Annotated in this window: 22 protein-coding genes, 1 pseudogene and 1 riboswitch; of the genes and pseudogenes, 11 read left to right on the plus strand and 12 right to left on the minus strand. The window is 73.8% G+C overall.

Annotation, left to right across the window (positions count from 1 at the left end):
- The first annotated feature begins 8 nt into the window (after positions 1-8).
- On the plus strand, positions 9-797 hold the full coding sequence (locus SM793_RS17750) for a CPBP family intramembrane glutamic endopeptidase (protein WP_320439162.1): 789 nt from the start codon (positions 9-11) through the stop codon (positions 795-797).
- Between the two features lie 65 nt (positions 798-862).
- Here SM793_RS17750 and SM793_RS17755 read toward each other — a convergent pair whose 3' ends face one another.
- The 6 genes and pseudogenes from SM793_RS17755 to SM793_RS17780 all read right to left on the minus strand — a co-directional run.
- Positions 863-1423 carry an HAD domain-containing protein gene (locus SM793_RS17755; RefSeq protein ID WP_320439163.1) on the minus strand — a complete coding sequence of 187 codons (561 nt, stop codon included), beginning with the start codon at positions 1421-1423 and terminating at the stop codon, positions 863-865.
- Positions 1424-1517: 94 nt separating this feature from the next.
- Entirely contained in the window at positions 1518-2810 is a 1293-nt protein-coding gene (locus SM793_RS17760) for an MFS transporter (RefSeq protein ID WP_320439164.1), read from the minus strand.
- Positions 2811-2883: 73 nt separating this feature from the next.
- A complete protein-coding gene (locus SM793_RS17765) occupies positions 2884-3585 on the minus strand; it encodes a dienelactone hydrolase family protein (protein ID WP_320439165.1) in 702 nt (233 codons plus the stop codon).
- Positions 3586-3720: 135 nt separating this feature from the next.
- Positions 3721-5133, minus strand: a complete 1413-nt coding sequence (locus tag SM793_RS17770) for a sugar porter family MFS transporter (RefSeq protein ID WP_320439166.1) — start codon at positions 5131-5133, stop codon at positions 3721-3723.
- Positions 5134-5251: 118 nt separating this feature from the next.
- Positions 5252-5926 carry an FMN-binding negative transcriptional regulator gene (locus tag SM793_RS17775; RefSeq protein ID WP_320439167.1) on the minus strand — a complete coding sequence of 225 codons (675 nt, stop codon included), beginning with the start codon at positions 5924-5926 and terminating at the stop codon, positions 5252-5254.
- A 135-nt stretch (positions 5927-6061) separates the two neighbouring features.
- A pseudogene (locus SM793_RS17780) lies at positions 6062-6715 on the minus strand (pyridoxamine 5'-phosphate oxidase family protein); the annotation flags it as partial.
- A gap of 34 nt (positions 6716-6749) precedes the next feature.
- Between SM793_RS17780 and SM793_RS17785 the strand changes: the two are divergent.
- Positions 6750-8114, plus strand: a complete 1365-nt coding sequence (locus SM793_RS17785) for an aminotransferase class I/II-fold pyridoxal phosphate-dependent enzyme (protein ID WP_320439169.1) — start codon at positions 6750-6752, stop codon at positions 8112-8114.
- Between the two features lie 300 nt (positions 8115-8414).
- Entirely contained in the window at positions 8415-9605 is a 1191-nt protein-coding gene (locus SM793_RS17790) for a GDSL-type esterase/lipase family protein (protein WP_320439170.1), read from the plus strand.
- Positions 9606-9670: 65 nt separating this feature from the next.
- On the opposite strand, the gene SM793_RS17795 is transcribed toward SM793_RS17790, so the two are convergent.
- Positions 9671-11029, minus strand: coding sequence for an NAD(P)/FAD-dependent oxidoreductase (locus tag SM793_RS17795; RefSeq protein WP_320439171.1), 1359 nt, complete (start codon positions 11027-11029; stop codon positions 9671-9673).
- Positions 11030-11416: 387 nt separating this feature from the next.
- On the opposite strand from SM793_RS17795, the gene SM793_RS17800 reads away from it, so the two are divergent.
- From SM793_RS17800 to purB, 4 genes are all read left to right on the plus strand, one after another.
- Positions 11417-12172 (plus strand): HipA family kinase, encoded by a 756-nt coding sequence (locus SM793_RS17800; protein WP_320439172.1) that lies wholly within the window; start codon positions 11417-11419, stop codon positions 12170-12172.
- Positions 12169-12585 (plus strand): DUF3037 domain-containing protein, encoded by a 417-nt coding sequence (locus SM793_RS17805; protein ID WP_320439173.1) that lies wholly within the window; start codon positions 12169-12171, stop codon positions 12583-12585. The genes SM793_RS17800 and SM793_RS17805 overlap by 4 nt, the downstream gene beginning before the upstream one ends.
- Before the next feature lie 154 nt (positions 12586-12739).
- Positions 12740-13183 (plus strand): MarR family winged helix-turn-helix transcriptional regulator, encoded by a 444-nt coding sequence (locus SM793_RS17810; RefSeq protein WP_320439174.1) that lies wholly within the window; start codon positions 12740-12742, stop codon positions 13181-13183.
- Positions 13184-13314: 131 nt separating this feature from the next.
- Positions 13315-14754, plus strand: coding sequence for an adenylosuccinate lyase (purB, locus tag SM793_RS17815; RefSeq protein ID WP_320439175.1), 1440 nt, complete (start codon positions 13315-13317; stop codon positions 14752-14754).
- A 174-nt stretch (positions 14755-14928) separates the two neighbouring features.
- On the opposite strand, the gene SM793_RS17820 is transcribed toward purB, so the two are convergent.
- Positions 14929-16431: an MFS transporter gene (locus SM793_RS17820; RefSeq protein WP_320439176.1), complete on the minus strand. Its 1503-nt coding sequence runs from the start codon at positions 16429-16431 to the stop codon at positions 14929-14931.
- Positions 16432-16742: 311 nt separating this feature from the next.
- Positions 16743-16906, plus strand: a riboswitch (cyclic di-AMP (ydaO/yuaA leader).
- 3 nt (positions 16907-16909) lie between these two features.
- Here SM793_RS17820 and SM793_RS17825 point away from each other — a divergent pair.
- The gene (locus SM793_RS17825) at positions 16910-17971 is read left to right on the plus strand and encodes a LysM peptidoglycan-binding domain-containing M23 family metallopeptidase (RefSeq protein WP_320439177.1); all 1062 of its coding nucleotides are present in this window, start codon (positions 16910-16912) and stop codon (positions 17969-17971) included.
- Positions 17972-18291: 320 nt separating this feature from the next.
- Here SM793_RS17825 and SM793_RS17830 read toward each other — a convergent pair whose 3' ends face one another.
- The 4 genes from SM793_RS17830 to SM793_RS17845 form a co-directional block, all read right to left on the minus strand.
- Positions 18292-19014 (minus strand): DUF2470 domain-containing protein, encoded by a 723-nt coding sequence (locus tag SM793_RS17830; RefSeq protein WP_320439178.1) that lies wholly within the window; start codon positions 19012-19014, stop codon positions 18292-18294.
- Between the two features lie 164 nt (positions 19015-19178).
- Positions 19179-19595 carry a RidA family protein gene (locus SM793_RS17835; RefSeq protein ID WP_320439179.1) on the minus strand — a complete coding sequence of 139 codons (417 nt, stop codon included), beginning with the start codon at positions 19593-19595 and terminating at the stop codon, positions 19179-19181.
- A 73-nt stretch (positions 19596-19668) separates the two neighbouring features.
- A complete protein-coding gene (locus SM793_RS17840) occupies positions 19669-20418 on the minus strand; it encodes an IclR family transcriptional regulator (RefSeq protein ID WP_320439180.1) in 750 nt (249 codons plus the stop codon).
- Positions 20415-21809 carry a sugar kinase gene (locus SM793_RS17845; protein WP_320439181.1) on the minus strand — a complete coding sequence of 465 codons (1395 nt, stop codon included), beginning with the start codon at positions 21807-21809 and terminating at the stop codon, positions 20415-20417. Before SM793_RS17845 ends, SM793_RS17840 begins: the two co-directional genes overlap by 4 nt.
- Positions 21810-21989: 180 nt before the next feature.
- On the opposite strand from SM793_RS17845, the gene SM793_RS17850 reads away from it, so the two are divergent.
- The 3 genes from SM793_RS17850 to SM793_RS17860 all read left to right on the plus strand — a co-directional run bounded on the left by SM793_RS17850 (position 21990) and on the right by SM793_RS17860 (position 26092).
- A complete protein-coding gene (locus SM793_RS17850; protein ID WP_320439182.1) occupies positions 21990-23393 on the plus strand; it encodes an alanine racemase in 1404 nt (467 codons plus the stop codon).
- A complete protein-coding gene (locus SM793_RS17855) occupies positions 23393-25141 on the plus strand; it encodes a D-aminoacylase (protein WP_320439183.1) in 1749 nt (582 codons plus the stop codon). Before SM793_RS17850 ends, SM793_RS17855 begins: the two co-directional genes overlap by 1 nt.
- Positions 25142-25465: 324 nt before the next feature.
- A complete protein-coding gene (locus SM793_RS17860) occupies positions 25466-26092 on the plus strand; it encodes a bifunctional 4-hydroxy-2-oxoglutarate aldolase/2-dehydro-3-deoxy-phosphogluconate aldolase (RefSeq protein WP_320439184.1) in 627 nt (208 codons plus the stop codon).
- The last annotated feature ends 312 nt before the right edge of the window (positions 26093-26404 follow it).

The raw sequence follows: 26404 nt of genomic DNA on the forward strand, positions 1-26404 counted from the left end.
GCACCCCCGTGACCACCGTTCCGACCGCACCGGAGACCGCGAAGCCGACCCGGCGGCTGCTCGGTGTGGAACTGCTGACCGTCCTCGGACTCTCGCTCGGGGCGAGCGGTGTCGGCGCGCTGATCAGTTTCACGGGCTCGCTCACCGAGACCCTGGAACTCGGCCGGCAGGTGGCCACCCTGAACGGCTCGCGCGCGCCCGGCCGGCCCTGGCTCGACCTGGTCTGGCAGCTCTACTACATCGGCCGCGGGCTGATGCCGGTCGTGCTGGTCGGGTACCTGCTGGTCCGCGAGGACGTGTCGCTGCGGGTGCTGGGCTTCGACCTCGGGCAGAAGCTGCGCGACCTCGGCCGGGGCGCGGCCGTGGCGGCGGCGATCGGCGGTTCCGGACTGGTGCTCTACCTGGGCTCGCAGGCGGCCGGCTACAACCTGACGGTCGCGCCGTCCGGGCTGCCGGACGTCTGGTGGCGGATCCCGGTACTGGTCCTCTCGGCCTGGCAGAACGCGATCCTGGAGGAGGTCGTCGTCCTCGGCTACCTGCTGCGCCGGGTGACGCAGCTGGGCTGGACGTGGCCGGCCGCGCTGGCGGCGAGCTCGCTGCTGCGCGGTTCGTACCACCTGTACCAGGGGGTCGGCGGGCTGGTCGGGAACATCGTGATGGGTGTGGTGTTCTGCCTGCTCTACCGGCGGTGGGGGCGGGTGATGCCGCTGGTGGTGGCGCACGCGCTGATCGACACGGTGGCGTTCGTCGGGTACGCGCTGCTGGCCGGGCACGTCGGCTGGCTGCCCACCGGCTGAGGGCTGCGCACCGGCTGATGGCTGCGCACCGGCTGACCGGGGAGGGCACCGCGGGGCCGCGACCGTCAGTCGGCTGCCCGGTACTCGACCCGGGACATCGCGCCGGGGCGCGGCGGGCGGGCCAGCAGTCGGTCGACGTGGCGCCGTTCGAGCCCCTCGCCGGGGTCGATCGGCAGCAGCACCCGGTCACGCCGCCAGAGTGAGCCGCGGACCAGACGGGGCGGAATGACGTCGTCGATCCAGGCGAACGGGCGGCCCGCCGCGTAGCGCAGCAGGGGTGCCCACTTGCGGGCGGAGAACAGCTCCATCAGCGGGACGCGCGGGTCGCCGGGCTGCGGGAGGTAGCCGGTGAAGCGGACGAAGGGCAGCTCGGGCAGGCCGATCGCCGGGGCGATGTGGACATTGGCGAGTTCTTCCCACGTGGTCGCCCAGACGAGTTCGTACGTCCCGGCCAGTTCGCGCAGCCAGCTGCCGTGGCGGTCCGAGAGAGCACGGTGTAGCCGAGCAGGGTGTGGGCGTCGAATCCGGCCCCGGGGTGGGGGCAGACCGGGTTGAGCACGCCGTCGACGTCCAGGAACAGCAGTGGCTTCGGCATCGGGCGCCCCCCAGGTCTCGTGCGTCGTCACCTGGTCGGACGAGCCGGGGCCCCCGGCGGTTGCCCGTCGGAGGGCGCACACGGGGGCGCACCGGGGGCGCTGGGAGTGAGGCCGCGATCCGGGCTCACTGCGCCGGGGCGGGCTCCGGGAGGATGTCGGCGGGCGGGGCGGCGGCGGGCGGCGCGGCGGGGCGTCGGGAGAGCCGGCGGACCTGCGGTTCCAGCAGGACGGCGGCGCTGAGCACCAGCGAGACCACCGCGCAGGTCCAGAGCGCGCCGGACAGGCCGAGCAGGTCGGCGGCCGGGCCGGCGAGGGCGGTGCCGAGCGGTGCCAGTGAGAGCGAGCCGAGCTCGTCGTAGGCGGCGACCCGGGAGAACGCCTCGGCCGGGATCTCCTGCTGCAGCGCGATCATCCAGTTGACGCCGAAGACGGTCACGCCGACGCCGGAGAGGAACATCGCCCCGCAGAGCACCGGCAGCGGGGCGGACACCGCCAGGGCCAGCGCGGGCACGCCGAACAGGAACACGCCCCAGTTGCCGACCAGCAGGATCCGGCGCGGCTGCCAGCGGACCATCAGCACGCCGGTGGCGACCAGGCCGACGCCGTAGGCCGCCATCGCCAGGCCCCAGTCGCGGGCGCCCCCGAGCCGCTCCTTCGCCACGGCGGGCCCGTACACCGCCTCGACCGCGCCGACGCAGGCGACCAGCACCGAGAACTGGAGCACGATGACCCAGAGCCAGCGGCGGGAGGAGAACTCGTGCCAGCCCTCGCGCAGGTCGCGGAGCATCCCGCCGCCCTCGGCCGGGGCGCTCGGCGCCTGCGGTTCGAGCAGGAAGCGCAGCGCGGCGGCGGCCAGGAAGCAGGCGGCGTCCAGGGCGAGCACCCATCCGGCGCCGACCGCCGCGGTCAGCGCGCCGCCGAGCGCGGCGCCGCCGATCTGCGCGCCGTTGAAGCCCATCCGGTAGACCGAGAAGGCCCGGGCGGCGTGCTCGGGGGTGACGCTCTCCAGCATCATGCCGCCGGAGGCGGGGGAGTAGAAGGCGTAACCGGCGCCGGCGCCGGCCGAGAACAGCATCAGCTGCCAGAGCGTCGGCTCTCCGGTCAGGACCAGGAGGGCGAGGGCGCCCTGGGAGACGGCGCTGAACAGGTTGGCGCCGACCATCACATGGTGGCGCGGCAGCCGGTCGGCGAGGGCGCCGCCGATCACCAGCAGCAGGACGGTGGGCAGCAGCCGGGCCGCGGTGACGTAGCCGACGTCGGCGGTCGAGCCGCCGCCGTCGAGGATCGCGAAGGCGGTGGCGATGGGGGCGCCGGCGTTGCCGAGCCCGCTGACCACGGTGGCGGCGGTCTGGATCCGGAAGTTGCGGCTCGCCCAGGCGAAGCGGCCGGTGGGCGGGGGCGGGGGTTGGCTCTGCACTCCGCGACTATGCCGGGGCGGGTGGTCGGTGTCCATCCGATAAACGGACCGACGCCGGGGCGCCCTCGGGGGCTCAGCCCAGATGGCCCCAGAGGAAGGCCGACGTGCGCTTCCAGGCGATCGCCGCCTGGAGCGGGTCGTAGGTGCCGAGCAGGTTCTCCTCGTTCATGAAGGCGTGCCCGGCCGGGTAGAAGTGGAACTCCGGGCGGATGTCGGTGGCCTCACCGATCCTGGTCGCGGCCTCGTCGACGGCGGCCATCGGGAGGGACCGGTCGTGCTCCCCGTAGTGGCCGAGGACATGGGCGGTCAGGCCCCGGTACTCGAAGTCCGGGTCGGGCGGCAGGCCGTAGAACGGGACGGCCGCCGCGACCCGGTCGCCCTCGGCGGCGGCCAGCAGCAGGGCGAAGCCGCCGCCCATGCAGAAGCCGGCCACCCCGACCGCGTCGCCGACCACGCCGTCCAGGCCGAGCAGCAGGTCGACCGCGCCGCCGAGGTCCCGCACCGCCCGCTCGACCGGCAGCTCGCGCTCGAGCCGGGCCGCCTCGGCGCGGTCGTGGGTGGTCGCGCCGCCGAAGAGGTCCGGCGCGAGGACGGTGAAGCCCTCGGCGGCGAACCGGTCCGCCACGCCGGCCAGGTACGGGGTGAGGCCCCACCACTCCTGGACCAGCACCAGGCCGGGGCCGACGCCCTGGGGAGGACGGGCCAGGTAGCCGTGGGCCTGGTGGCCGCCGCTGGGGAAGGTGACGTTCTGCCGGGAGCCGCCCTGCTCAGGCATGGCTTCCTCTCGGGGGACGGGCCGCCGGGCGCGGCGGCGGGCCGGTGGCCGGTGGGCCGGGGGTCTGGTGGGTCGGCGGGGCCGGTCGGTGACGGGCCGACGGGTGGTCGGGCGGGCGGTCGGGCGGGCGGTCGGTCAGCCCATCTCCTCCAGGGCGCGGCCCTTGGTCTCCTTGATGCAGAAGGCCACGAACGGGATGGAGAGCAGGGCGAAGACCGCGTAGATGACGTAGGTGGCCGAGAGGTTCCAGTCGGCGAGGTCGGGGAAGCTGACGGTGATCGCCCAGTTGGCGATCCACTGGGCGGAGGCGGCGACCGACAGCGCGAGCGCGCGGATCCGGTTGGGGAACATCTCGCCGAGCAGCACCCAGACCACCACGCCCCAGGAGAACGCGAAGCAGAACACGAAGACGTGCGCGGCGACCAGCGCGACCGTGGCGTGGGTGTCGTCCAGGGTGGCCGAGTCGCCGGTGCCGTGCCGGTAGGAGAACGCCCAGGCGGCGGTCGCCAGGGCGGCGGCCATCCCGGCCGATCCGGCCAGGGCGAGCGGCTTGCGGCCGATCCGGTCGACCAGGGCCATCGCGAGCACAGTGCCGATCACGTTGACGATCGAGGTGGAGAGGCTGATCAGCAGCGAGTTCGACTCGTTGATACCGACCGACTGCCACAGGAAGGACGAGTAGTAGAAGATCACGTTGATGCCGACGAACTGCTGGAACACCGAGGCGCCGATACCGACCCAGACGATCGGCAGCAGCCCGAACCGGCCGCCCAGCAGGTCCTTGGGCCGGGGCTTGTGGGTGGACGCCAGCACCGCGCGGATCTCGGCCACCCGGGCGTCGAGGGCGACGCCCTCGCCCTCGACCTCCAGCAGCACCTTGCGGGCCTGCTCCTCGCGGTTGTCGGCGATCAGATAGCGCGGCGACTCCGGGATGGACATCGCCATCAGTCCGTAGACGAGGGCCGGGATCGTCTCCACGCCGAGCATCCACTGCCAAGCCTGGATGCCGCCGAGGTGGCCGGTGGACTCGCCGCCGGCGGCCTGGTTGAGCGCCCAGTTGGCGAGCTGGGAGACGGTGATGCCGAGCACGATCGCCATCTGCTGGAACGAGGCCAGCCGGCCCCGGTACGCGGTCGGGGCGACCTCGGCGATGTACGTCGGCGCGATCACCGAGGCGATGCCGATCGCCATGCCGCCGAGCACCCGCCAGGCGGCGAGCACCTCCAGGTTCGGCGGGAACATCGAGCCGAGGCCGCTGACCGCGAACAGGGCCGCGGCCAGCAGCATGGTGCGCACCCGGCCCAGGTGGTCGGCGAGCCGCCCGGCCACGACCGCCCCGACCGCCGAGCCGAGCAGGGCGATCGCGACCACGAAGGCCGTCGTGCCGTTGCCGACCCCGAAGTGCTTCTGGATGCCCGTCACCGCGCCGTTGATCACGGCGCTGTCGTAGCCGAACAGGAACCCGCCCATCGCGGCGGCGGCCGAGATGAAGACGACGTGCCCGAGGTGCGCCTCGCCGGATGCGGGATGGGTCTGGGTCCTTGACACGCACGCTCCCCGGGTCGACGGTCCCGTCCGCGCGGCCGAGCGGGCAGGGTTCGCCTCACATTCGACCAGTGCCGGGGTGCCGGCGCCTCGATGAATGGGCCGAACGGGTGACGCGGCGTCAACTGCCGACGCGGTCCGGGGGGACGGGGCCGGGGCGCGCCGTGCGGATCACGCCGGAGCGGCGGGCGTTGCGGCGCAGCAGCTGGGCGCGGGCCCCGGCATCCGCGCCCCGGTCCCGCTCGGCCAGCCGGTCGGCCATCGCGTACTGCTCGGCGGCGGGCTTCTTGTCGTCGTACTTGAACTTGGCGCGGACCTCGCGGACGGTCAGGCGCAGCGCGGTCAGGCCGGGGAGCAGCCGGGCGAACTCCCCCTCGCCGGGGGTGACCCGGACGTCCGGGCGCTCCGGCTGGAAGTGGGCCAGCTGGCGGTTGAGGATCTCCGCCTTGCCGGTCGGGTCCGTGACGAGTGACGCGGTGGCGTGGAAGTGCACCGAGGCGTAGTAGCTGGTCGGTGTGCCGGGCTCGCCGCGCCAGTGGCCGGGGGCGAAGGCGTAGTCGTCGGTGACCGCGAGGGTGACCTCCGGGTCGGCCCGGACGGCCGCGAGCAGGGGGTTGGGGGCGGCGAGGTGGAGCAGGATCTCGCCGCGGTCGGCGTCCAGCAGGAAGTGGGTGGGGACGAGCACCGGGCCGTGGCCCGGTCCGCCGTTGGCGGCGAGCAGGCCGAAGTCGCGGCCTTCGGCGAGCCAGGCGCGCCATTCGGCTTCGTCGCCCCGGTCCCAGGAGCGGATCAGCATCGGGGCCTCCGGTCAGCCGGCGGAGTGGGTGGAGTCGTCGCCGCCGTTCCTCGGCTCGGGGGCGAGGTGGGGGGCGGGAGCCGGGTCGGGCTCGGTGGCGGTGGCGGGGTCGGGGTTCGGAGCGGTGAGTGCGCGCAGGTTCGCGGGGAGCGGCACGGTGGTGGAGGCGTCCGGCCGGGGCGTGCCGTAGCCGCTGGTGACCGGGACCAGGCCGGCCCAGTACGGCAGGTCGAGGTCCTCGGCGTCGTCGTCGGCGAGGTCGGCCCGGCTCTTGGCGGAGACCTCGTCGAGGTCGAGCCGGATCACCGCGGTGGCGGCGAGTTCCTTGGCGTTGGCGGGGCGGACCTCGGCGGAGCGGCCGGGCACGACCTGGTCGACCAGGGCGTCCAGCGCGATGCCCAGCTCCTCGGGGTCGGTGACCTGGTGCGCGGTGCCGTGCGCCACCACCGAGCGGAAGTTGACCGAGTGGTTGAACGCCGACTTGGTCAGCACCAGTGCGTCGACCAGCGTGACGGTGACGCAGACCGGCAGACCCTGCTCGCCCCGGGCGCCGCGCAGCGGCCGGCTGCCCGTGGAACCGTGCACGTAGAGGCGGTCGCCGACCCGGGCGTAGATGGTGGGCAGTACGACCGGCGCGCCGTCGACGACGAAGCCGAGGTGGCAGAGGTAGGTGGCGTCCAGGACCGCGTGGATCGCCTCCCGCTCCCAGGTGGCCCGGTCCTTGTAGCGGGTGGGGGTGGTGCGCGGGGTGCGGGCGTAGGACGTGTCGCTGTCCGGTACGGTCGACATGACAACCTCTATGTACTAGTGCATACTCTGTTTTGTGCTAGGAGACTATCGGATCACCGGTCGGCGAGCCAGCGAGATCGCGGCCGAGATCGAGCGGGGCGTCAGCGGCGGACAGCTCGCCCCCGGGACGCCGTTGCCGCCGCTGCGCGACCTCGCGGCCGAACTCGGCGTCAACCCCAACACCGTGGCCGCCGCCTACCGGCTGCTCCGCGACCGGGGAGTGATCGAGACCGCCGGCCGCAAGGGCAGCCGGATCCGTCCGCGCCCCGCCCACACCCCGCGCGACGAGATCCGGCTGGCCGTCCCGGCGCACGCCCGCGACCTCTCCCACGGCAACCCCGACCCGGCGCTGCTGCCCGACCTCACCCCGGCCCTCGCGGCCGCCGCCGAGGCCGCCCGCCGCGAACCGGTCCGCTACGGCGACCCGGCCGCCGACCGCGGACTGCTCGCCCTGGCCGGCGCGGCCTTCGCCGCGGACGGCCTGCCCCCCGGGCCGATCGCCGTCGCCTCCGGCTCGCTGGACACCATCGAGCGGATCCTGGTCACCCGGCTGCGCCCCGGTGACGCCGTCGCCGTCGAGGATCCGGGCTGGGGCAGCCTGCTGGACCTGCTGGCGGCGCTCGGCCTGCGCGCGGCGCCGGTCCGGCTCGACGACGCGGGCCCGCTGCCGGGAGCGCTCGCCGAGGCGCTGGACGGCGGCGCCCGGGCGGTGGTCGTCACCAGCCGGGCGCAGAACCCGACCGGCGCCGCGGTCACCGCCGCGCGGGCCGAGGAGCTGCGCGCCGTCCTGTCGGCCCGCCCGGACGTGCTGCTGATCGAGGACGACCACGGCCACGGCATCGTCGATCAGCCCTACCGCCCGCTGGCCGGCGCGGGCTCGCGGCACTGGGCGGTGGTGCGCTCGGCGGCCAAGGCCTACGGGCCGGACCTGCGGCTCTCGGTCGCGGTGGGGGACGAGGACACCGTCGGACGGGTGCTCGGGCGCCAGCGGCTGGGGGCCGGGTGGGTCAGCCATCTGCTCCAGCACACGGTGGCCGAGCTGTGGCGCACGGACGCCGCGCCGGTGGGGCGGGTGGCCGGCGCCTACCGGTCGCGCCGGGAGGCGCTGATCGGCGAGCTGGCCGCGCGCGGCGTCGCGGCGCACGGGGCGAGCGGGCTGAACGTCTGGGTGCCGGTGCCGGACGAGGCCGTCGCACTCGCCGCCCTGGTGCAGCGCGGCTGGGTCGTGGCGCCGGGCGCGCGCTACCGGCTCCAGTCGCCGCCCGGGCTGCGGGTCACGGTCGCGCAGCTGGACCCGGCCGACGCCGGGCGGCTGGCGGAGGACCTGGCGTCCGTGCTGAGCGGATGGCACGGGATCACGGGGGCGGGGGCGGACGCGGCGCCGTCGCGGTCGATCTGAGGCTGATCCGATTCGGCCCGGCTCCACCCGGGGGAATGGAACGGCCCTTTATTCCAGGTCAATGGCTGTGCCAATTTCGATTCGATCCGGATCGAATCGAAATTGGCACAGCCATTGCTGAGTAAAAATGATCCGAGCCGATCAGTACCGATTGGTAACAAGCCGAGAAATTCACTGCAGATACCTAGCGGTAACAAGCGTGGGCGTGTCATGTTCATCGCGCCACCGGCCGGCGGCCTACCCTCACCCCGTGTCTCCCCGCCCCCACCTGCGGGCGAGACCGATCGTTGGAGTTCCGTCGTGCCCGAAAACCGTTCGAGCATTTACCGCACCACCGCCCGGTGGCGCGGACGGCTGCTCGCCGCCGCGCTCGCCCTGCCGCTCGCCGCCACCGGACTGGTGGCGGGAACCGCCGCCCCGGCCCGGGCCGCCACCCCGAGCGGCCCGACCGCCAGCGTCAGCCTCGGCGACAGCTACATCTCCGGCGAGGCCGGCCGCTGGAAGGGCAACTCCGTCACCAGCGGCGGCAACCGGGCCGGCACCGACCGGGCCTGGACCGGCAGCGGCTACGACCCGAGCCGGATCTACGGCGCCACCTACGCGAGCGGGTGCGACCGCTCGGACGTGGCCGAGGTGCGCAGCGCGCCGAGCGTGGCCCAGACCCAGATCAACCTGGCCTGCTCGGGCGCCGTCGCCGCCAACGTCTTCCGCGCCGCCAACGGCGGGCAGTCGTTCAAGGGCGAGGCCCCGCAGGCCGACCAGCTCGCCGCCGTGGCCCGGCAGAACAACGTCAAGCTGGTCACCCTGTCGATCGGCGGCAACGACCTCGGCTTCGGCGACGTGATCTCGACCTGCGTCCAGGACTACCTCGTCTGGTACTCCTACTGCAACGACGACCAGCAGAACGCGGTCGACGGCCGGATGCCGGCCGCGATGGCCGGAGTCGGCAAGGCGCTCGACGAGATCCGCGCCGTGATGGCGGGCGCCGGGTACGCGGCCGGGGACTACCGGATCGTGCTCCAGTCCTACCCCTCGCCGATCCCGCGCGCCGCCGAGATCCGCTACCCCGAGAGCGGTTGGAGCCGCTCGGACACCGGCGGCTGTCCGCTCTGGAACGGCGACGCGGACTGGGCGCGGGACTCGCTGGTGCCGCAGATCTCCCGGGCGCTCGCCGGGGTCGCCAAGGCCAAGGGCGTGCAGTTCCTGGACCTGAGCGACATGCTCCAGGGCCGTGAGGTCTGCTCCAGGGCGACCCGACAGGCCGGCTCGACCAGCGCGCCGTCCGCGACCACCAGCGAGTGGGCGCGGTTCCTGGACGGCGGGCTTAACACCTCGCAGGGCACTCTCCAGGAGTCGCTGCACCCCAACTACTACGCGCAGCAGGCGCTCGGGCGCTGCCTGACCCTGCTGTACGGGCGGACGAGCGGCGACTGGGGATGCCGCAACACCGCCGGACAGGACGAGAGCGGGATGTACCTGACGGCGAAGTAGCCGCCGGAACGGGACGTCGCCCTGTCCCTCGCCCGTGCGGCGGGGCAGGGCGACTCCTCGTCCCCTCAGCCCTTGGCGAGCAGCGCCTGGGTGTGCTCCTTCACCTGGTCCCGCGTCAGGTAGGCGTCGGTGTACTCGAAGTCACGGAGCCGGGCGGGCTGGCGGGCGAGGAACCCGGTGCGCACGAAGTCGTCGCCGGCCGTCGCGTTGAGCAGCCAGTTCGCACCGACCCGGAACTTGGCGACATTGGTGCGCATCGCCATCAGGTGGTAGCCGCGCGCCACCAGTTGCGCGGGCACGCCGCGCAACTCCACCCCGACCGGCTTGGAGACGGCGTCCTTGCCGCCCAGGTCCACCACCAGGCCCAGGTCCTTGTGGTAGTAGGGCTCCAGCGGCTGGTGGCGGAGCGCGGCGATCACGTTGTTGGCCACCACCCGGCCCTGGCGGGCCGAGTGCTGGGCGGTCGGCGGGCACATCGCGCCGTCACCCTTGGCGAGGTCGGGGACGGCGGCGGCGTCGCCGAGCGCGAACACGCCCTCGAACGGGGGCACCCGCATCTCCGCCGTCACCGCGATCCGCCCGCGCACCGTCTCCGCGTCCAGGGTGGCGATCAGCGGGCTCGCGGCGACGCCGGCCGTCCAGATCAGGGTCCGGCAGGGAAGTACCCGGCCGTCGGTGAACTTCACCGACTCGGCGCCGACCTCGGCCACCGACACGCCCAGCGAGACCTCGATGCCGCGCTCGCGCAGTACCTCCAGGGCGGCGGTGCCGAGGGCGTCGCCGAGCTCGGGCATCAGCTTGGGCGCGATGTCGATGAGGTGCCACTTGATCTGCCGGGCGTCCAGCCTCGGGTAGCGGTGGGCGGCGGCCGTGGTGAGGCGCTGGAGGCAGGCGGCGGTCTCGGTGCCGGCGTAGCCGCCGCCGACCACCACGAACTGGAGCCGGGACTCGCGCTCCCGCTGGTCCGGGGTGGCCGAGGCGAGGTCCAGTTGGGCGATCACATGGTCGCGGACGTACGCCGCCTCGGCGAGGGTCTTCATGCCGCGCGCGTAGTCGGTCAGCCCGGGGATGTCGAAGGTGCGGGTGACGCTGCCGGGGGCCAGCACCAGGTAGTCGTACTTCTGCGCCACCACCTCGTCGGTGATCTTGCGCACCACGCAGACCTTGGCGGCCGGGTCCACCCCGATCGCGCCGCCGGGGACGATGTGGGTGCGGCGCAGCGAGCGCCGCAGCGAGACGGCCACCGACTGCGGTGTGAGCACGCCTGCCGCCACGTGCGGCAGCAGCGGCAGATAGAGCTGGTAGCTGAACGGGGTGACCAGGGAGATCTCCGCCTCCGCCGGCGAGAGCTTGCGCTCCAGCCGGCGCGCGCACTCCAGTCCGGCGAAGCCGCCGCCCACGATCAGGATCCTGGCTCGTTCCATCGTGCGTCCCTCACAGTGCAGGTCGTTCCGCCGCGGATCGTGGCGCCGAGGGCCGTTCCGCCACGGCGCGGCCGGGTGGGCGCGGAGGTGGCGGTGCGGACGCGGCGGTGCGAGTGCGGTGGTGCGGGTCATGGCCGATGCGGGTCGTGGCCGGTTGCGGGTCGTGGCCGTAGCGTGCCCCGGCTACTGTCCGCCACGCTCGCACGGAGTGGCGGGGTCTGCCACCGGAGCGACCCGGGCGGGCCAGCGACCCGGGTGGGCGAGCGGGCCGGCGGGTGGGCGAGCGGGCCGGCGGGCGGGCGACCCGGGTGGTCGGGCGGGCGACCCGGGCGGTCGGGCGGGCCGGGCGACACCCGCCCCGTGCATATGCCCGATAGGCTGTCGGCCGTGCTCCCCGAGGTGACGGCGGTCCGATATGTGACGCCACTGCGAGAAGGCGGCTCGATGCCGGGCCTGGTCGAGGCCGACGACCGGCGGCTGTACGCGCTGAAATGGGTCGGCGCGGCACAGGGCCGCAAGGCGCTGGTGGCGGAGGTGCTGGCCGGGGAACTCGGCCGGCGGCTCGGCCTGCCGGTGCCCGAGCTGGTGACCGTCGATCTCGATCCGGTGCTGGCCCGCAGCGAGCCGGACCCGCAGATCCAGGACCAGATGCGCGCCAGCGGCGGGCTCAACCTGGGGATGGCCTTCGTCAGCGGCGCGCTCAACTTCGACCCGCTCTGCTTCGAGGTGGACGCCGGGCTGGCCGGGCAGGTGCTCTGGTTCGACGCCCTCATCGGCAACGTCGACCGCTCCTGGCGCAACCCCAACCTGCTGGTCGCCACCGGTGGACTGCGGCTCATCGACCACGGCGCGAGCCTGATCTTCCACCACCACTGGGCCGGTGCCGCCGCCTGGATCCGCCGGCCGTACGACGCCTCCGACCACGCGCTGCTGCGCGCCGAGCCGGACCTGCCGGCCGCCGACAAGGCACTCGCGCCGCTGGCCGAGGCGGCGATCGAGGAGGCGGTGGCGCTGATCCCGGACGTCTGGCTGGTGGACGAGCCCGGCTTCGACTCGCCCGAGGCGGTGCGCGCGGCGTACCGCGCCCAGCTGACCGGGCGACTGGCCGGTCCGCGCGACTGGCTGCCGGAGGTGTCCGCATGACCGAGTCGATCCGGTCGGCCCTGCCGGCCGTCGCCGAGTTGCACGACTACGAGTACGCGGTGATCCGGGCGGTGCCCCGGGTGGAGCGCGGTGAGTGCGTCAACGTGGGCGTGCTGCTGTACTGCCGGCAGACCGCCCACCTGGCCGCCCGGACCCATCTGGACCAGGCGCGGCTGCTGGCGCTGGACCCGGTGGCCGACGTGTCCGGGGTGCGGCGGGCGCTGCAGGGGATCGAAGCGGTCTGCGAGGGCGGACCGCAGGCCGGTCCGGCGGCGTCGGACAATCCGGGGCAGCGGTTCCGCTGGCTGACCGCGCCGCGCAGCGCGGTGGTCCAGCCGGGGCCGGTGCACACCGGGCTGACCTCGGACCCGGAGGCCGAGCTGCGCCGGCTGTTCGACCAGCTGGTGCTCTGAGGGTCCGGGCTCCGAGGGTTCGGGCTCCGAGGGCTCGGGCGGCGGTCGGGGGGTCGGGCGTTTCCGGCCGGCTGTCGGGTGCGGCGGTTGACTGCCGGATCTTTGCTGTGATCAAAGCTTGAGTTACTGAAGCACTCGGTCGTAGGCTGACCTCATGGGTTCCACAGCGACCACGACCGTACCGACCAACGCCGAGCTGATGGAGGCGCTGGCCGCCGTCGGTGCCGCGTACTTCCAGGACTTCGCGGCCGCCGCCGCCAGGCACGGTCTCTCCTCCTCGCAGGCCAAGGCGCTCGGCGCCGTCCAGGAGCCGGTGCCGATGCGCGCGCTGGCCGGGCGGCTCGGCTGCGACGCCTCCAACGTGACCGGGATCGTCGACCGCCTGGAGGCCCTGGGCCTGGCCCGCCGGGAGGCCTCGGCGGGGGACCGACGGGTCAAGATCGTGGTCATCAGCGAACAGGGCCGGGAGATCCTGGCGCTGGTCCGTGGCGAGATGAGCCGCACCCACCAGTCCTTCGAGACCCTCAACGACGAGCAGCGCGGCGCGCTGCACTCGATCTGCCTCCAGGTGCTCCCGGTGCTCAGCGGACGGCAGTAGGACCGGCCCCCGTCCGGGGGCCCCGTCCGGGGCTCCGCACGGGTGTTCCGGGTGTTCGCCGGCTGCCCCCGCCGTCCGCGTGTCGCGCTGGGCCGATCCGGCGCAGTTCCGGCTGACCTCGGCTGTTAGGCTTGCGAAGCGTGAGCGCGAAGCCCCAGATCCCCAATGTCCTGGCCTCCCGGTACGCCTCGGCGACCCTGGCCCAGCTGTGGTCCCCCGAGCACAAGGTGGTCCTCGAGCGCCACCTGTGGCTCGCCGTCCTGAAGGCCCAGCAGGACCTCGGCGTCGAGGTGCCCGCCACCGCCGTCGCCGACTACGAGCGGGTGATCGACCAGGTCGACCTCGCCTCCATCGCCGCCCGTGAGCGGGTCACCCGGCACGACGTGAAGGCCCGGATCGAGGAGTTCAGCGACCTCGCCGGCCACGAGCAGATCCACAAGGGCATGACCTCCCGGGATCTGACCGAGAACGTCGAGCAGTTGCAGATCCGGCAGTCCCTGGAGCACGTGCGCGACCGCACGGTCGCCGTGCTGGTCCGCCTGGGCCGGCTCTCCGCCGAGCACGCCGAGCTGGTCATGGCCGGCCGCTCGCACAACGTGGCCGCGCAGGCCACCACCCTCGGCAAGCGCTTCGCGTCGGTCGCGGACGAGCTGCTGGTCGCCTTCCGCCGGCTGGAGGAGCTGATCGCCCGCTACCCGCTGCGCGGGATCAAGGGCCCGGTCGGTACCGCCCAGGACATGCTGGACCTGCTCGGCGGCGACACCGAGAAGCTCGCCGAGCTGGAGCGCCGGGTCGCCGGCCACCTCGGCTTCGACAACGTGCTGATCAGCGTCGGCCAGGTCTACCCGCGCTCGCTGGACTTCGAGGTGCTGACCGCTCTCGTCCAGCTGGCCGCCGCGCCGTCCAGCCTGGCCAAGACCATCCGTCTGATGGCCGGCCACGAGCTCGTGACCGAGGGCTTCAAGGAGGGCCAGGTCGGCTCCTCCGCGATGCCGCACAAGATGAACACCCGCTCCTGCGAGCGCGTCAACGGCCTGGCCGTGATCCTGCGCGGCTACGCGTCGATGACCGGCGAGCTGGCCGGCGACCAGTGGAACGAGGGCGACGTCTCCTGCTCGGTGGTCCGCCGGGTCGCGCTGCCGGACGCCTTCTTCGCCTTCGACGGTCTGCTGGAGACCTTCCTGACCGTCCTCGACGAGTTCGGCGCCTTCCCGGCCGTGGTCGAGACCGAGCTGGACCGCTACCTGCCGTTCCTGGCCACCACCAAGGTGCTGATGGGCGCGGTGCGCGCGGGCGTCGGCCGGGAGACCGGGCACGAGGTCATCAAGGAGCACGCCGTCGCCTCGGCGCTCGCGATGCGGGCCGGGGCCCGGGAGAACGAGCTGCTGGACCGGCTCGCGAACGATGACCGGATCCCGCTGGACCGGGCCGGGCTGGACGCGCTGCTGGCCGACCGGCTGTCCTTCACCGGTGCGGCCGGCGCCCAGATCGCCGAGGTCGTCCGCCAGGTCGAGGCCGTCGCGGCCGCGTACCCGGAGGCCGCCAAGTACGCGCCGGGCGACATCCTCTGACGGTCGCCCGACCCCGGTTGCCGGGCCCCGTCGCCGTCGAGGCGGCGGGGCCCTCGGCGTGTCCGGGGGTGGTTGCGGGTGGTCGCGGGCCTGATTCCGGTCGGTGGCGGTCGCCGGTGGGGTTCTGGTCGATGGTGGTCGCCGGTGGGGGGTTCTGGTCGGTGGTGGGGCGGCTCAGCCCTGTTCCGGGGCGGGGTGGCCCGGGTCGAGGGGTGGGGCGTTGGTGCCGCAGGCGTAGCGGCAGTCCGGTTCGGCCACCGGGTGGTGGTCCTCCGGGGCCAGGATGTTGCCGTGGACGGTGGCCAGGGCCGTGAGTCCGCCCGCCACGAGCAGCCCGGCGCAGATCAGCATCGCGGTGTGGAAGGCGGAGTCGACCGCCGCCGGCACCCGGTAGGCGTCGCCGCTCAGACCGGCCAGCGAGGGCAGTGCGGCGACCGCCAGCAGACCGGCCGCCCGGGCCGCCGCGTTGTTGACCCCGCTCGCGATGCCCGCGTGCCGCACCTCGACCGCCGCCAGCACGGTCGCGGTCAGCGGTGCGACCAGCAGCACCATCCCGCTCCCCATCACCGCGACGGCGGGCAGCACGTCCGCCCAGTAGGAGGCGTCGGGCCCGATCCGCAGCATCAGCAGCACGCCCGCCGCGCACAGCAGCGGGCCGACGGTGAGCGGCAGTCGCGGGCCGATCCGTTTGCCCAGCCGGCCCGCGCGGGCGGAGAGCGCCAGCATGATCACGGTGATCGGCACCAGGGCCAGTCCGGAGACCAGCGGGGAGAAGCCGGAGACGATCTGCAGTTGGACGACCAGGAGGAAGAACACCCCGCTGAACGCCGCGTACACGGCGAGCGTGACCAGGTTGACGGCGGTGAACAGCCGTGAGGAGAACAGGCCCAGCGGCAGCATCGGCTCCGGGGTGCGGCGCTCGACCACGACGAAGGCGGCGCCGAGCAGGAGGCCGGCCGCGCCGGTGACCCAGACCGTGGCGGAGAGGCCGTTCCCGGCGGCGGTCAGCGCGTAGGTGATCGAGCCGAGCGTGAGGGCGGCCAGCACCGCGCCGAGCACGTCGAAGCGCCCGGTCGAGCTCTCGTCCCGGCTCTCCGGGACGTGCCGGGCGGCCACCGCGATCACCATCGCGGCCAGCGGCAGGTTCAGCAGGAAGATCCAGCGCCAGCCCGGGCCGTCCACGAGCCAGCCGCCGAGGAAGGGGCCGACCGCCGCCGACACCCCGCCGAAACCGGACCAGAGGCCGACCGCGGCCGAGCGGTCGTCCGGATGGAACACCGCCTGGAGCATCGCCAGTGAGCCCGGGGTGAGCAGCGCCCCGCCGACGCCCTGCACGGCGCGGGCTGCGATCAGCACCTCGATGGTCGGCGCGGCGGCGCAGGCGGCCGACGCGGCGGCGAACCAGACCACGCCCAGCAGGAAGATCCGGCGCCGCCCGTACCGGTCGCCGAGCGCGCCGCCGAGCAGGATCAGACCCGCCAGGGTGAGCAGATAGGCGTTGAGCGTCCATTGCAGGGCGTCGAGTTGGGCGCCGAGATCGGTGCCGATCCGCGGCAGGGCGACGTTCACGACGGTTCCGTCGAGCATCGCCATGCTGGAGCCGAGCACCGTCGCCAGAAGTACCCAGCGTCCCTGGGCGGTGCTCAACCGCAGAGTGCCGGCATGGGTGGTGGTCACGGCCCATGGTGGGGCTCCCGGGGCCGAAGTGACAAGGGTCACCGGGGGTGTGTCGGAGATGTCCGTTCCGTGAGTGATCGTGTGCGCACTGATGTCGACATCGGCGGAGGGTGGTGGATCACGTGCGCGCAGTGAATGGATTGTGTGCGTACTGTGCATGCCCCTCATGCGGAGCGTCACGGTGTTCCGGACTTTGGTCCCGGGTTTCGGAGATCGACATTGCTTCACCCGAACGGATGGGTTTTAGTTCAGCGACCGCCCGGCGTCAGCCCGGGTGGCCACCGGGTGGAACGCCTAGTCCTGCCGCTGCCCGGTGGTTCGCAACGAACTCTGTACGGCAGGAGCGGGGGACCCACAGGTAAGTCGCCGGACCCGAATTGACGGTCCGGCTTGGGGTGAAGCCGTATTTCTCTACGGCCGGGCAACTCCAGCCCGAACCCGACAGCTCACCTCGCAGGCGTCGGAGAGGACAGCTTCCATGCCCGCACAGGCTCGTCGTATCGCCATGCCCCGCGCCGTCCGCATCGGCATCGCCACCGCCGTCACCGGCGCCGCCTTCGCCCTCCCGCTGGTGACCACCGTCACCGCCCAGGCGCACGAGGCCCCGGCCGCCGGCCACGCCCAGCAGAGCAGCACCTGGACCGGCGCCACCAGCGTCGATGCCGCTCCGGCCGCCGCCGAGAACGCTCCGGCCGCCCCGGCCGCTCCCGCCGCCGAGGCCGCTCCGGCCGCCCCGGTCGACTACAAGGTCGTCGGCGGGGACACCCTGTCGAAGATCGCCGACGCGAAGAACGTCGAGGGTGGCTGGAAGGCGCTGTTCGAGCACAACCGCTCGGTCATCGGCGCCGACCCGAACCTCATCTACCCGGGTCAGCAGCTCGCGCTCGGCGCCAAGGCCGCCGAGGCCGCCAAGCCCGCCGCCCCGGCTCAGGCTGCCAAGCCGGCCGCCCCGGCGCAGGCTGCCAAGCCGGCCGCCCCCGCTGCCAAGGCGCAGACCTCCCAGGACTCGGTGAAGCCGGCCGCTCCGGCCGCTCCGGCTGTGAAGCCCGCCGCCAAGCCTGTCGCCAAGCCCGCGGTTCAGCCCGCCGTCCAGGCCGTCGTCGCCCCGGTCGCGAAGCCGGCCGCCGCCACCTCCGGCTTCTTCGCCCCGCTGGCCAACCCGAAGCTCGGCACCGCCTACGGCGTGGCCGGCTCGATGTGGGCCTCCGGCCACCACACCGGCGCGGACTTCGTCGCTGCCACCGGCACCCCGCTGCGCGCTGTCGCGGCCGGCACCGTGGTGAAGGCCGGCAACGGCGGCGCCTACGGCAACGAGGTCGAGATCAAGCTCGCCGACGGCAAGTACGCCGAGTACGCGCACCTGTCCTCGATCGGTGTGTCCATCGGTCAGACCGTCACCGCCGGCCAGCAGATCGGCCTCTCCGGTGCCACCGGCAACGTGACCGGCCCGCACCTGCACTTCGAGATCCGCACCGGCTCGGAGTACGGCTCGGACATCGACCCGATCGCCTACCTGCGGGCGCACGGCGTCGCGATCTGACCCTCGGTCGGATCATCTGCCACCGCTGGGTGCGGGGCGAAACGACCTCCCGGGATGGTCATGTCGGGTGACCGCTCGACCGGGTGGACGCCGCACCCCAGTGGATCGACGGGCGCGGGACACGCCCGTCCTGCCGGCCGGCCCGGCTCGCGAGATCACTCTCGTGGGCCGGGCCGGCCGTCGTCGTATCGGGGGGCGGAGTTGGTCGGCGGAGTTGGTCGGCGGAGCTGGTCGGGGGAGAGCTGATCAGGAGTCAGTGATGGTGGGGGACCGGCTGGTTCGGGCTGATGTGGGGATGGCCGGCTCGGCTGCCGATGGATTCAGGACCGGTGGACGGCCGGCTCCTGCTCGGCGGCGGACAGCAGTTGGTGCACCCGGTGGCCGAACTCGTCGGCGTCGCGGGCCGGTTCGAGGAAGACCAGGCGGACGTCGCGATGGCCGTGCGGTTGGTCCAGGCGGAGCACCAGGCCGTACCGGTCGAGGGCGAGCGGGCGGATGTCCGGACGGTCGGCGAGCAGTGCCGGGTCGAGCAGCCGGGTGAGCACGGCCAGCGCGTCGGCGTGGTCGTCGGCGAGGTGGGTGAGCAGTCCGGCCTCGTACCGGGCCAGCGGGTCCGGGGTGGCCGCCGCGAGGTCGGCGTCGGTGATCGCGGTGGTGCCGTACGGGGTCGAGAGCACGGCGTGCGCGACGTCCAGGCGGAGGTGCACGCTGAGGCCGTCGTCGGCGAGGTGGGCGAGGTGGAGCCGGCCGGCCAGGGTGAGACGCCCGCGGACCCGGTCGCGGACGGCCACCGGGGCGATGTCGGTGAGGTCGAGCACGACGGCGAGTCCGTCCTGCTCGCGCGCGGCGGCGGAGGTCACCGGGGAGTCGAGCGGCGCGCGCAGCCGGAGCCGGGAGCCGTGCACCGAGACGGGGGTGGAGAGTTCGTGGCGCTCGCCGCCGACGCGGAGGACCACGGAGGAGGTGGCCGTCAGCAGGCTGCCGATCCGTTCGGCGGCGGTGGGCTCGGGACTCCCGGCATCGTGCTGCGGGTGCGGGCTCATGGGATCGGGACCTCCGGCGGACGAGCTGAGGATGTAGTTAGGTGAGCCTAACCTAATGACCTGAGGCGGCGACGGCAAGGTGTCGTCGCCGGGCCGGGGCCGGACATGCGTGAAGGGCCCCGACGCGGAGTCGGGGCCCCTCTGGTACGGATGGTGGGTGCGGGTCAGGCGACGACCGCCTGGGCGTCGATCTCCACCAGCATCGGCTCCTGCGGGAGCTCGCAGAAGATCGTGGTCCGGCAGGGCTTCACGCCGCCCGGCGGGATGTTCTCCTCGATGAACGCGGCGTAGACCTCGTTCATCAGCGGGAAGTCGGCGCGCTTGGTGAGGTACACGCGGAACATCACCACGTCCTCGACGGTCGCGCCGCCCGCTTCGACGATCGCCTTGACGTTCTCCAGCGTGCGGCGGGTCTGCGCCTTCACGTCGCCGTGGTGGAGGTACTTGCCGGTGGCCGGGTCCTGCGGGCCCTGGCCGGACACCTGGAGGATGGGGCCCTTGCGGACGCCCTGGGAGAACATCCACGCCGGGGCGGGGGCGCCGTCGGTACGGATCTCGGTCTTGCCGTGCTGGACGCTCATGCGTGCTCACTTCGTCGGGGGGAAAGGCGGTCGTGATGGTGAGGGGGTGAGGCGGTGAAGTGGTAGGGGCTGGTCAGTGGCGCGGGGGCTGGCCGCAGTCGGCGGAGATCGCCCGTGCGGTGGCGAGCAGTTGGGGCAGTAGCTCCATCACCTGCTCGTAGGGGAGCACGACGTCCGGCACGGAGATCGAGGCGGCGGCGACCACTCGGCCGCTGGCGTCGCGGATCGGCGCGGCCACGCAGTTGATGAACGCCTCGTGCTCGGCGTGGTCCTGTGCCCAGCCCTGGGCGGCGACCTTCTCCAGCTCGGCCAGCAGCGCCTCGGGCGTGGTGAGGGTGCGCGCGGTGTGCGGGGTGAAGTCGATGCCGGCCACCACCCGCCGCCGTTCGGGCGTGGGCAGGTCGGCGAGCAGCACCTTGGACACCGCGGCGCTGTGCAGGGCGGCCCGGAGGCCGATTCGCGAGTACATCCGCACCGGGTGCCGGGAGTCGTACTTGTCGATGTAGACCACCTCGCCACCCTCGTACGCGGCCAGGTGCACCGTCTGGCCGGTGCCGGCGTTCAGTTCGGCGAGGTGCGGCGCGGCGATCCGGCGGATCCCGCGCTGTTCCAGGGCGAGCCCCGATAGCGCGAACAGGCCGGCGCCGAGGTGGTAGCGGTATCCGGCGTCGCGGTAGACGAATCGTTCCTCTTCGAGGCTCTGGAGCAGCCGGAGCACGGTCGTCTTGTGCACACCGAGGACCTCGGCCAACTGGTCCAGGGAGCGCTCGCCCTCGCCCAGTTCGGCGAGGATGCGCAGGGCGCGGGTGACGGTCTGGCTCATGGCGCTCCAAGGGCCGGGGTGGCGGCCGGTCGAGGGTCGGGCGCACCGCCCCCCGGTGCGACGGGTGCGGAGCGGTGGGTGGGGGAGGCGTGTGTGGGGGCGGGGGAGGGCAGGTCGATGAGGGGCGGGGAGGGCAGGTCGGTGGGGGAGGCGTACATGCTGGTGGGTGCTGCGGGGAGAGCAGGGGACACGATGCCATCCGCCGACACCCGGGTGGCCGCCCAGGCCTCGGGTGAGGCGTCGAGCAGGGCGTCGACCACCGAGTCGGGCGGCAGCTCGGCCTGGTCCCCGGGGGTGGTCAGCGCGCAGGCCGCGCTCAGATGGCCCAGCCGCAGGCGGCGCCGCTGGTCGAGGCCGCGCACGGTGCCGGCCAGGTAGCCGGCGGCGAAGGCGTCACCCGCGCCGGTCGCCTCGACCACCTCGACCGTCAGCGCCGGTTCGGCGACGGTCGTGCCGTCGCGCCCGATCGCGGTGACCAGCCGGGCCTCGTCCTTGACCACAACGGTGGCGGGCGACGGGAAGAGGCGGCGCAGGGCGTGCGGCTCCCCGGTGCCGAAGGCGGCCTCGGCCTCGTCGGCGCCGAGCAGGAGCAGGTCGGCCGCGTCGAGGAGGGGCGGCAGCACCGAGAGGTCACGGTCGCGCCAGAGCGCCGGGCGCCAGTTGAGGTCGAAGCTGACCAGTCGGTCGGAGCGGCGCTCCGCCAGCAGTGCGCGGAGTAGGGCGAGGCAGTCGTCGGAGAGTGCGGCGGTGATGCCGGACAGATGGAGCAACCGGGCACCGGTCAGCAGGCGGGCGGCCGTCGGGTCGTTCAGCAGCTCGGGGGAGAGTGCGGCGGCGGCCGAACCGCGCCGGTGGTAGTGCAGCCGGCTCCGCCCCGGGCCGAGGTCGTGGCGGTCGCCGGTGGTGCCGCCGACCTCCTTGAGGTAGACGCCGGTCGGGCGGTGCGGGTCGACCGCGACGGCTGAGACGTCCACGCCTCGGGCGGTCAGTTCGCCGAGGAGGCGGCGGCCGAAGCCGTCGTCACCGACCCGGCTGATCCAGGCGCTCGGCACGCCCAGGGCGGCCAGGGCGCCGGCCACATTGGATTCGGCGCCGCCGACGGAGAGCCGGAAGTTCTCCACGGACTCCAGCGGGCCCGCGCGGTCGGGGAGGAGCACGGCCATCGACTCGCCCACGCAGACGGCCAGGGGGGTGGGGGGTGGGGTGGGCGTGGCGGCCGTCGATGCCTGGGGCGCGGGGAGTGCCCGGGGCGGGGTCGGTGTCGGGGTCGGTGTGGGGGAGGGCGTCGGAGGCGGGGAAGGTTCCGGGGCGGCCGGTGTGCGGGGCGGTGCGGCCGTCGGATCGCCGGGCGACGGGGTGGCCTCGCTCGCGGCGGCGTCCTGGCGTGGCATCTGCTGGGCTCCTCGGAGTACTGCGGCCCGGCCGGGGTGGGGGTGCTGCGGCGAGCCTGGCTGACCCGCGTGCGGCGGGCGGCTGTCGTTGACCTTCGTCCGGCGCCGATGCTAGAACCGTGTTGCCAGCATGTGCAACCCTCGTTGCACATGTTGCAATATGGCAGATGGAGGAAGACGGTGGACCAGACCTTCGCGAGCAGTGGCAGTGGCAGCAGTGGCAGCAGTGGCGGTAGTGGCAGCAGTGGCGTTGATGGCAGCGGCAGGGGTGGCGGTAGCCGTCCCGGTGGCGGCGGTCCCGGCATCGATGCCGACGCGGTGGCGGAACTCGCCGAGGAGGTGCTCGACTGGCGGTTCAAGGCCCTGCCGTCGGCCGCCACCGGCCTGACCGTCAGCCAGTACCTGGCCACCGAACCCACCCTGGCCGACCTCGGCACTCCGCTGCTCACGCTCGACGAGGGCGCGCTCGACCACAATCTGCGCACCATGGCCCGCTGGTGCGCGGACGCCGGCGTGGCGCTCGCCCCGCACGGCAAGACCACCATGGCCCCCGCGCTCTGGCAGGCCCAGCTGGACGCGGGCAGCCACGGCATCACCCTCGCCAACCTGCCGCAGCTCCGGGTGGCCCGAGCTTTCGGTGTCCGGCGGCTGCTGCTCGCCAACTCCCTGCTCGACCCGGCGGGCCTGCGCTGGCTGGCGGGAGAGCTCGCCGCCGACGCCGACTTCGCCTTCGCCTGCTGGGTCGATTCGGTGGAGAGCGTCCGGCTGATGGACGAGGCACTGCGCGCGGCCGGTGCCGAGCGTCCGGTCGAGGTGCTGGTCGAACTCGGCGGCCCCGGTGGCCGCACCGGCGCCCGCACCGTCGACGGTGCGGTGGAGATCGCGGATGCCGCCCGCCGCGCGCCGACCCTCCGGCTGGCCGGCATCGGCGGGTACGAGGGGGCGTTGGCCCACGACGCGAGCGAGGGCGGGCTCGGCGCCGTACGCGGGTACCTGCGGTCGCTGGCCGAGTTGCACGGGCGGCTGGCCGGTCGGTACGCCGAGGATGCGGCGCCCGTGGTCACGGCCGGAGGCAGCGCCTACTTCGACCTGGTGGCCGAGGAGTTGGGGTCGCTGCCGGAGGCCTTCGTAGTGCTGCGCTCGGGTGCGTACCTCGCGCACGACGACGGCTTCTACCGGGGGATCTCGCCGCTCGCCCGGGGTGCGGAGGAGTCGGGGGCCGGCGGTGGGGGTGCGCTGCGTGGGGCGTTGCACGGGTGGGCGCGCGTGGTGTCCCGGCCGGAGCCGCAGTTGGCGCTGCTGGACGCGGGCAAGCGCGACCTGCCGTTCGACGAGGGCCTGCCGGAACCGCATCTGGTCCGGGGCGGGGCGGAGTTGACGGGTACGGCTGCGCGGATCACCGCGCTCAACGACCAGCACGCGTTCCTCCGGGACGCGGGCGACCTCGCGCCGGTCGGCGCCGTGCTGCGGCTCGGCATCTCGCACCCGTGCACCGCCTTCGACAAGTGGACGCTGATCCCCGTGCTGGACGATGCCTCGGCGGCCGAGCCGAAGGTGACCGGGCTGGTCAGGACGTTCTTCTGATGAGCGCCAGGGGCGGCGGGAGCGTGCTGTTCCGTGGCGCCACGGTGGTGGACGGCACGGGGGCGGGACGGTTCCGGGCGGACGTCCGAATCGCCGGCGGGGTGATCGTCGAGGTCGGAGCGCCGGGGGGTGCGGTGGTGCCGCGTGGTGCGGGTAGCGGCCGTGCTGGTGGTGGCGTCGGTGGCGGTGGCGGTGGCGGTGGCGGTGGCGTCGGTGGCGGTGCCGGTGGCGTCGGTGGCGTCGGTCGGTCGGGTGCTGGTGCGACGCGGACGGTCGACGCGGACGGGCTGGTCCTGGCGCCCGGGTTCATCGACATGCACGCCCACTCCGACCTCGCCCTGCTCCGCGAACCGGAGCACCCGGCCAAAGTCACCCAGGGCGTGACCTGCGAGGTCCTCGGCCAGGACGGCCTGTCCTACGCGCCGGTCGACGACACCACCCTGCCCGCGCTACGCCGCCAGATCGCCGGCTGGAACGGGGACCCGGACGACCTCGACTGGGACTGGCGTACCGTCGGCGGCTACCTGGACCGGCTGGACCGAACCGGCCCCGCCGTCAACGCCTGCTACCTGGTGCCGCACGGTTCGTTGCGCATGCTCGCCATGGGCTGGGAGAACCGGGCCCCGAGTGTCGCCGAACTAGACCGGATGCGCGAGCTGTTGGCGCAGGGGCTGGTCGAGGGCGCGGTCGGGATGTCGAGCGGCCTGACGTACACCCCGGGGATGTACGCCGGAACGGCCGAGCTGGTCGAACTCTGCCGGGTCGTCGCAGGCTTCGGAGGCTTCCACGCCCCCCACCAACGCTCCTACGGGGCAGGTGCGTTGGAGGGTTACGCGGAGATGGTCGAGATCGCCCGGCGGTCCGGCTGCCCGCTCCATCTGACCCACGCCACCATGAACTTCGGCGTCAACGAGGGCCGCGCCGGGGAACTGCTGGCCCTGCTCGACCGGGCCCTCGACGACGGCGTCGACCTCACCCTGGACAGCTACCCCTACCTGCCCGGATCCACCACCTTGGCGGCCCTGCTGCCCAGTTGGGCCACCGAAGGCGGACCGCAGGCCACCCTGGAGCGGCTCGGCGACCCGGTGGCGCGCGAGCGGATCCAGTACGAGGTGGAGGAGAAGGGCAGCGACGGCTGCCACGGCGTGGTCACCGACTGGACCACCATCCAGCTCTCCGGCGTCCGGGCCCCCGAACTCGCCGATGCGGTCGGCCGGACCATCGCCGAACTCGCCGCCGAGCAGGGCCGGAGCGGCACGGAGCTGTTCCTCGACCTGCTGCTCCAGGACGAGTTGGCCACCACCATCCTCCAGCACGTCGGCCACGAGGCGAACGTCCGGGCGATCATGCGCCACCGCGTGCACACCGTCGGCAGCGACGGACTGCTGGTCGGCGCGCGCCCGCACCCGCGGGCCTGGGGCACCTTCCCCCGCTACCTGGCCCGGTACGTCCGGGAGTCCGGCGTGCTCACGCTGGAGGAAGCGGTCGCCCGGATGACCGGGCGGCCCGCGGCCCGGTTGCGGCTGCACCGACGTGGGCGGATCGCCCCCGGGTTCCACGCCGATCTGGTCCTCTTCGACCCCGAGCGGGTCCAGGACACCGCCACGTTCGAGCAGCCGAGGCGGCCCGCCGTGGGCGTGGAACACGTCTATGTGAACGGTGTGGCCGTGGTGGAGCAGGGCCGCACCACGGGCGCGCGTCCCGGTCGGGCGCTGCGCCGGACGGGGCGCGGGGCGGAGGCGATATGACAGCCGCGTGCTGTGGAGCCGAGCCCGCCGGTGGTGCGTGCGGTGGTGGGTGTGGTGGGTGTGGTGGGTGCGCGGTGGTGGTGGGGGCCGGTGCGGGGCCGGTTCCCGTGAATCCGGGTGCCCCGTGAATCAGAGCGCCCCGTGAGTCCGGGCGCCCAGGCGAATCCGAGTGGAATGGAAGCGAACGCCGTGAATTCGAGTTCAGTTGATCCGTGGTCGGTCGAAGCGAGCTTCGTGGCTCGGAAGCCTGCGGGCCCGAGTCCGGGTCCGGGTCCGGGTCCGGGGAGCCCGGGCGCCGCGGCCCGTACGCCCTCTGCTGCCGCCATGGCGGAGGCGGCGCGGGCCGCGCTCGCCGCCTCGCCGGTGGTCGCGGTCGTCCGGGCGCCACGGATACCGGACGCCGCCGCGCTCTGCGCCGCGCTCGCCGAGGGCGGTATCACCTGGACCGAATTCACGTTCACCACCCCCGATGTGACGACCCACCTGCACAGGGCGGCACAGGCCGGCCACCGGGTCGGCGTCGGGACGGTGCTCACCGCCCAGCAAGCCGAGCAGGGGCTCGCCGCCGGGGCGTCCTTCCTGGTCACGCCCGGCTTGCGGCCCGATGTGGCGGATGTCGCGCACGCGGCAGGAGTCCCGGTGATCCTCGGCGCCCTTACCGCGACCGAGGTCGCCCAGGCGGTGGACCTCGGCGCCGCGGCGGTGAAGATCTTCCCGGCCCGGGCGTTCGGCCCCGGCTACTTCAAGGACCTGCGGGGCCCGTACCCCGATGTCCCGCTGGTCGCCTCCGGCGGTGTCAATGCGAGCAACGCGGCGGAGTTCCTCGCGCATGGAGCGCTCGCCGTCTGTGCGGGGACGGATGTGGTGCCGCCGGAGGCCGTCGCGGCCGGGGACTGGGCGGAGATCACCCGCCGGGCCCGGGCGTTCACGGAAGCCTGCGCGCCCCGGTAGCGGGGGTGACCGGGGCGACTGTGTCGGCGTCGGCGTCGTCCACTCCGGGGGGGCCGGTCATGGGGAGACTCCGGTCGCGGGCGGTTCCGTGCGCGGGGCGGTGAGGAGGTGGCGCCGCCCCGCAGAGGGCCTGCCAGGATTGGACGCGCGTTGTCGCGAGGCGCTCGACGCGCGCCATGGCCGCAGTGCGGCATCTGGTCAGCCGTAGGTCCGACACGGTGGGTGCCAACGCGGGGCGCGAAGGAGTGGGAGGGGCTCGGGAGGGCGCGCGGTATGGCTGGGGGCTCCTTCCGGGAGTCACACGCCGGTCAG

This window comes from Kitasatospora purpeofusca, from assembly GCF_034043715.1.
In the GTDB taxonomy this organism is placed as follows: domain Bacteria; phylum Actinomycetota; class Actinomycetes; order Streptomycetales; family Streptomycetaceae; genus Kitasatospora; species Kitasatospora purpeofusca_A.

Coding starts and splice junctions, on each gene's coding strand:
- SM793_RS17765 (WP_320439165.1), bottom strand. CDS start 3,585: ATGCCTGAGCAGGGCGGCTCCCGGCAGAACGTCACCTTCCCCAGCGGC.
- SM793_RS17775 (WP_320439167.1), bottom strand. CDS start 5,926: ATGCTGATCCGCTCCTGGGACCGGGGCGACGAAGCCGAATGGCGCGCC.
- SM793_RS17795 (WP_320439171.1), bottom strand. CDS start 11,029: ATGGAACGAGCCAGGATCCTGATCGTGGGCGGCGGCTTCGCCGGACTG.
- SM793_RS17805 (WP_320439173.1), top strand. CDS start 12,169: ATGACCGAGTCGATCCGGTCGGCCCTGCCGGCCGTCGCCGAGTTGCAC.
- SM793_RS17810 (WP_320439174.1), top strand. CDS start 12,740: ATGGGTTCCACAGCGACCACGACCGTACCGACCAACGCCGAGCTGATG.
- SM793_RS17825 (WP_320439177.1), top strand. CDS start 16,910: ATGCCCGCACAGGCTCGTCGTATCGCCATGCCCCGCGCCGTCCGCATC.
- SM793_RS17830 (WP_320439178.1), bottom strand. CDS start 19,014: ATGAGCCCGCACCCGCAGCACGATGCCGGGAGTCCCGAGCCCACCGCC.
- SM793_RS17835 (WP_320439179.1), bottom strand. CDS start 19,595: ATGAGCGTCCAGCACGGCAAGACCGAGATCCGTACCGACGGCGCCCCC.
- SM793_RS17840 (WP_320439180.1), bottom strand. CDS start 20,418: ATGAGCCAGACCGTCACCCGCGCCCTGCGCATCCTCGCCGAACTGGGC.
- SM793_RS17845 (WP_320439181.1), bottom strand. CDS start 21,809: ATGCCACGCCAGGACGCCGCCGCGAGCGAGGCCACCCCGTCGCCCGGC.
- SM793_RS17855 (WP_320439183.1), top strand. CDS start 23,393: ATGAGCGCCAGGGGCGGCGGGAGCGTGCTGTTCCGTGGCGCCACGGTG.
- SM793_RS17860 (WP_320439184.1), top strand. CDS start 25,466: ATGGCGGAGGCGGCGCGGGCCGCGCTCGCCGCCTCGCCGGTGGTCGCG.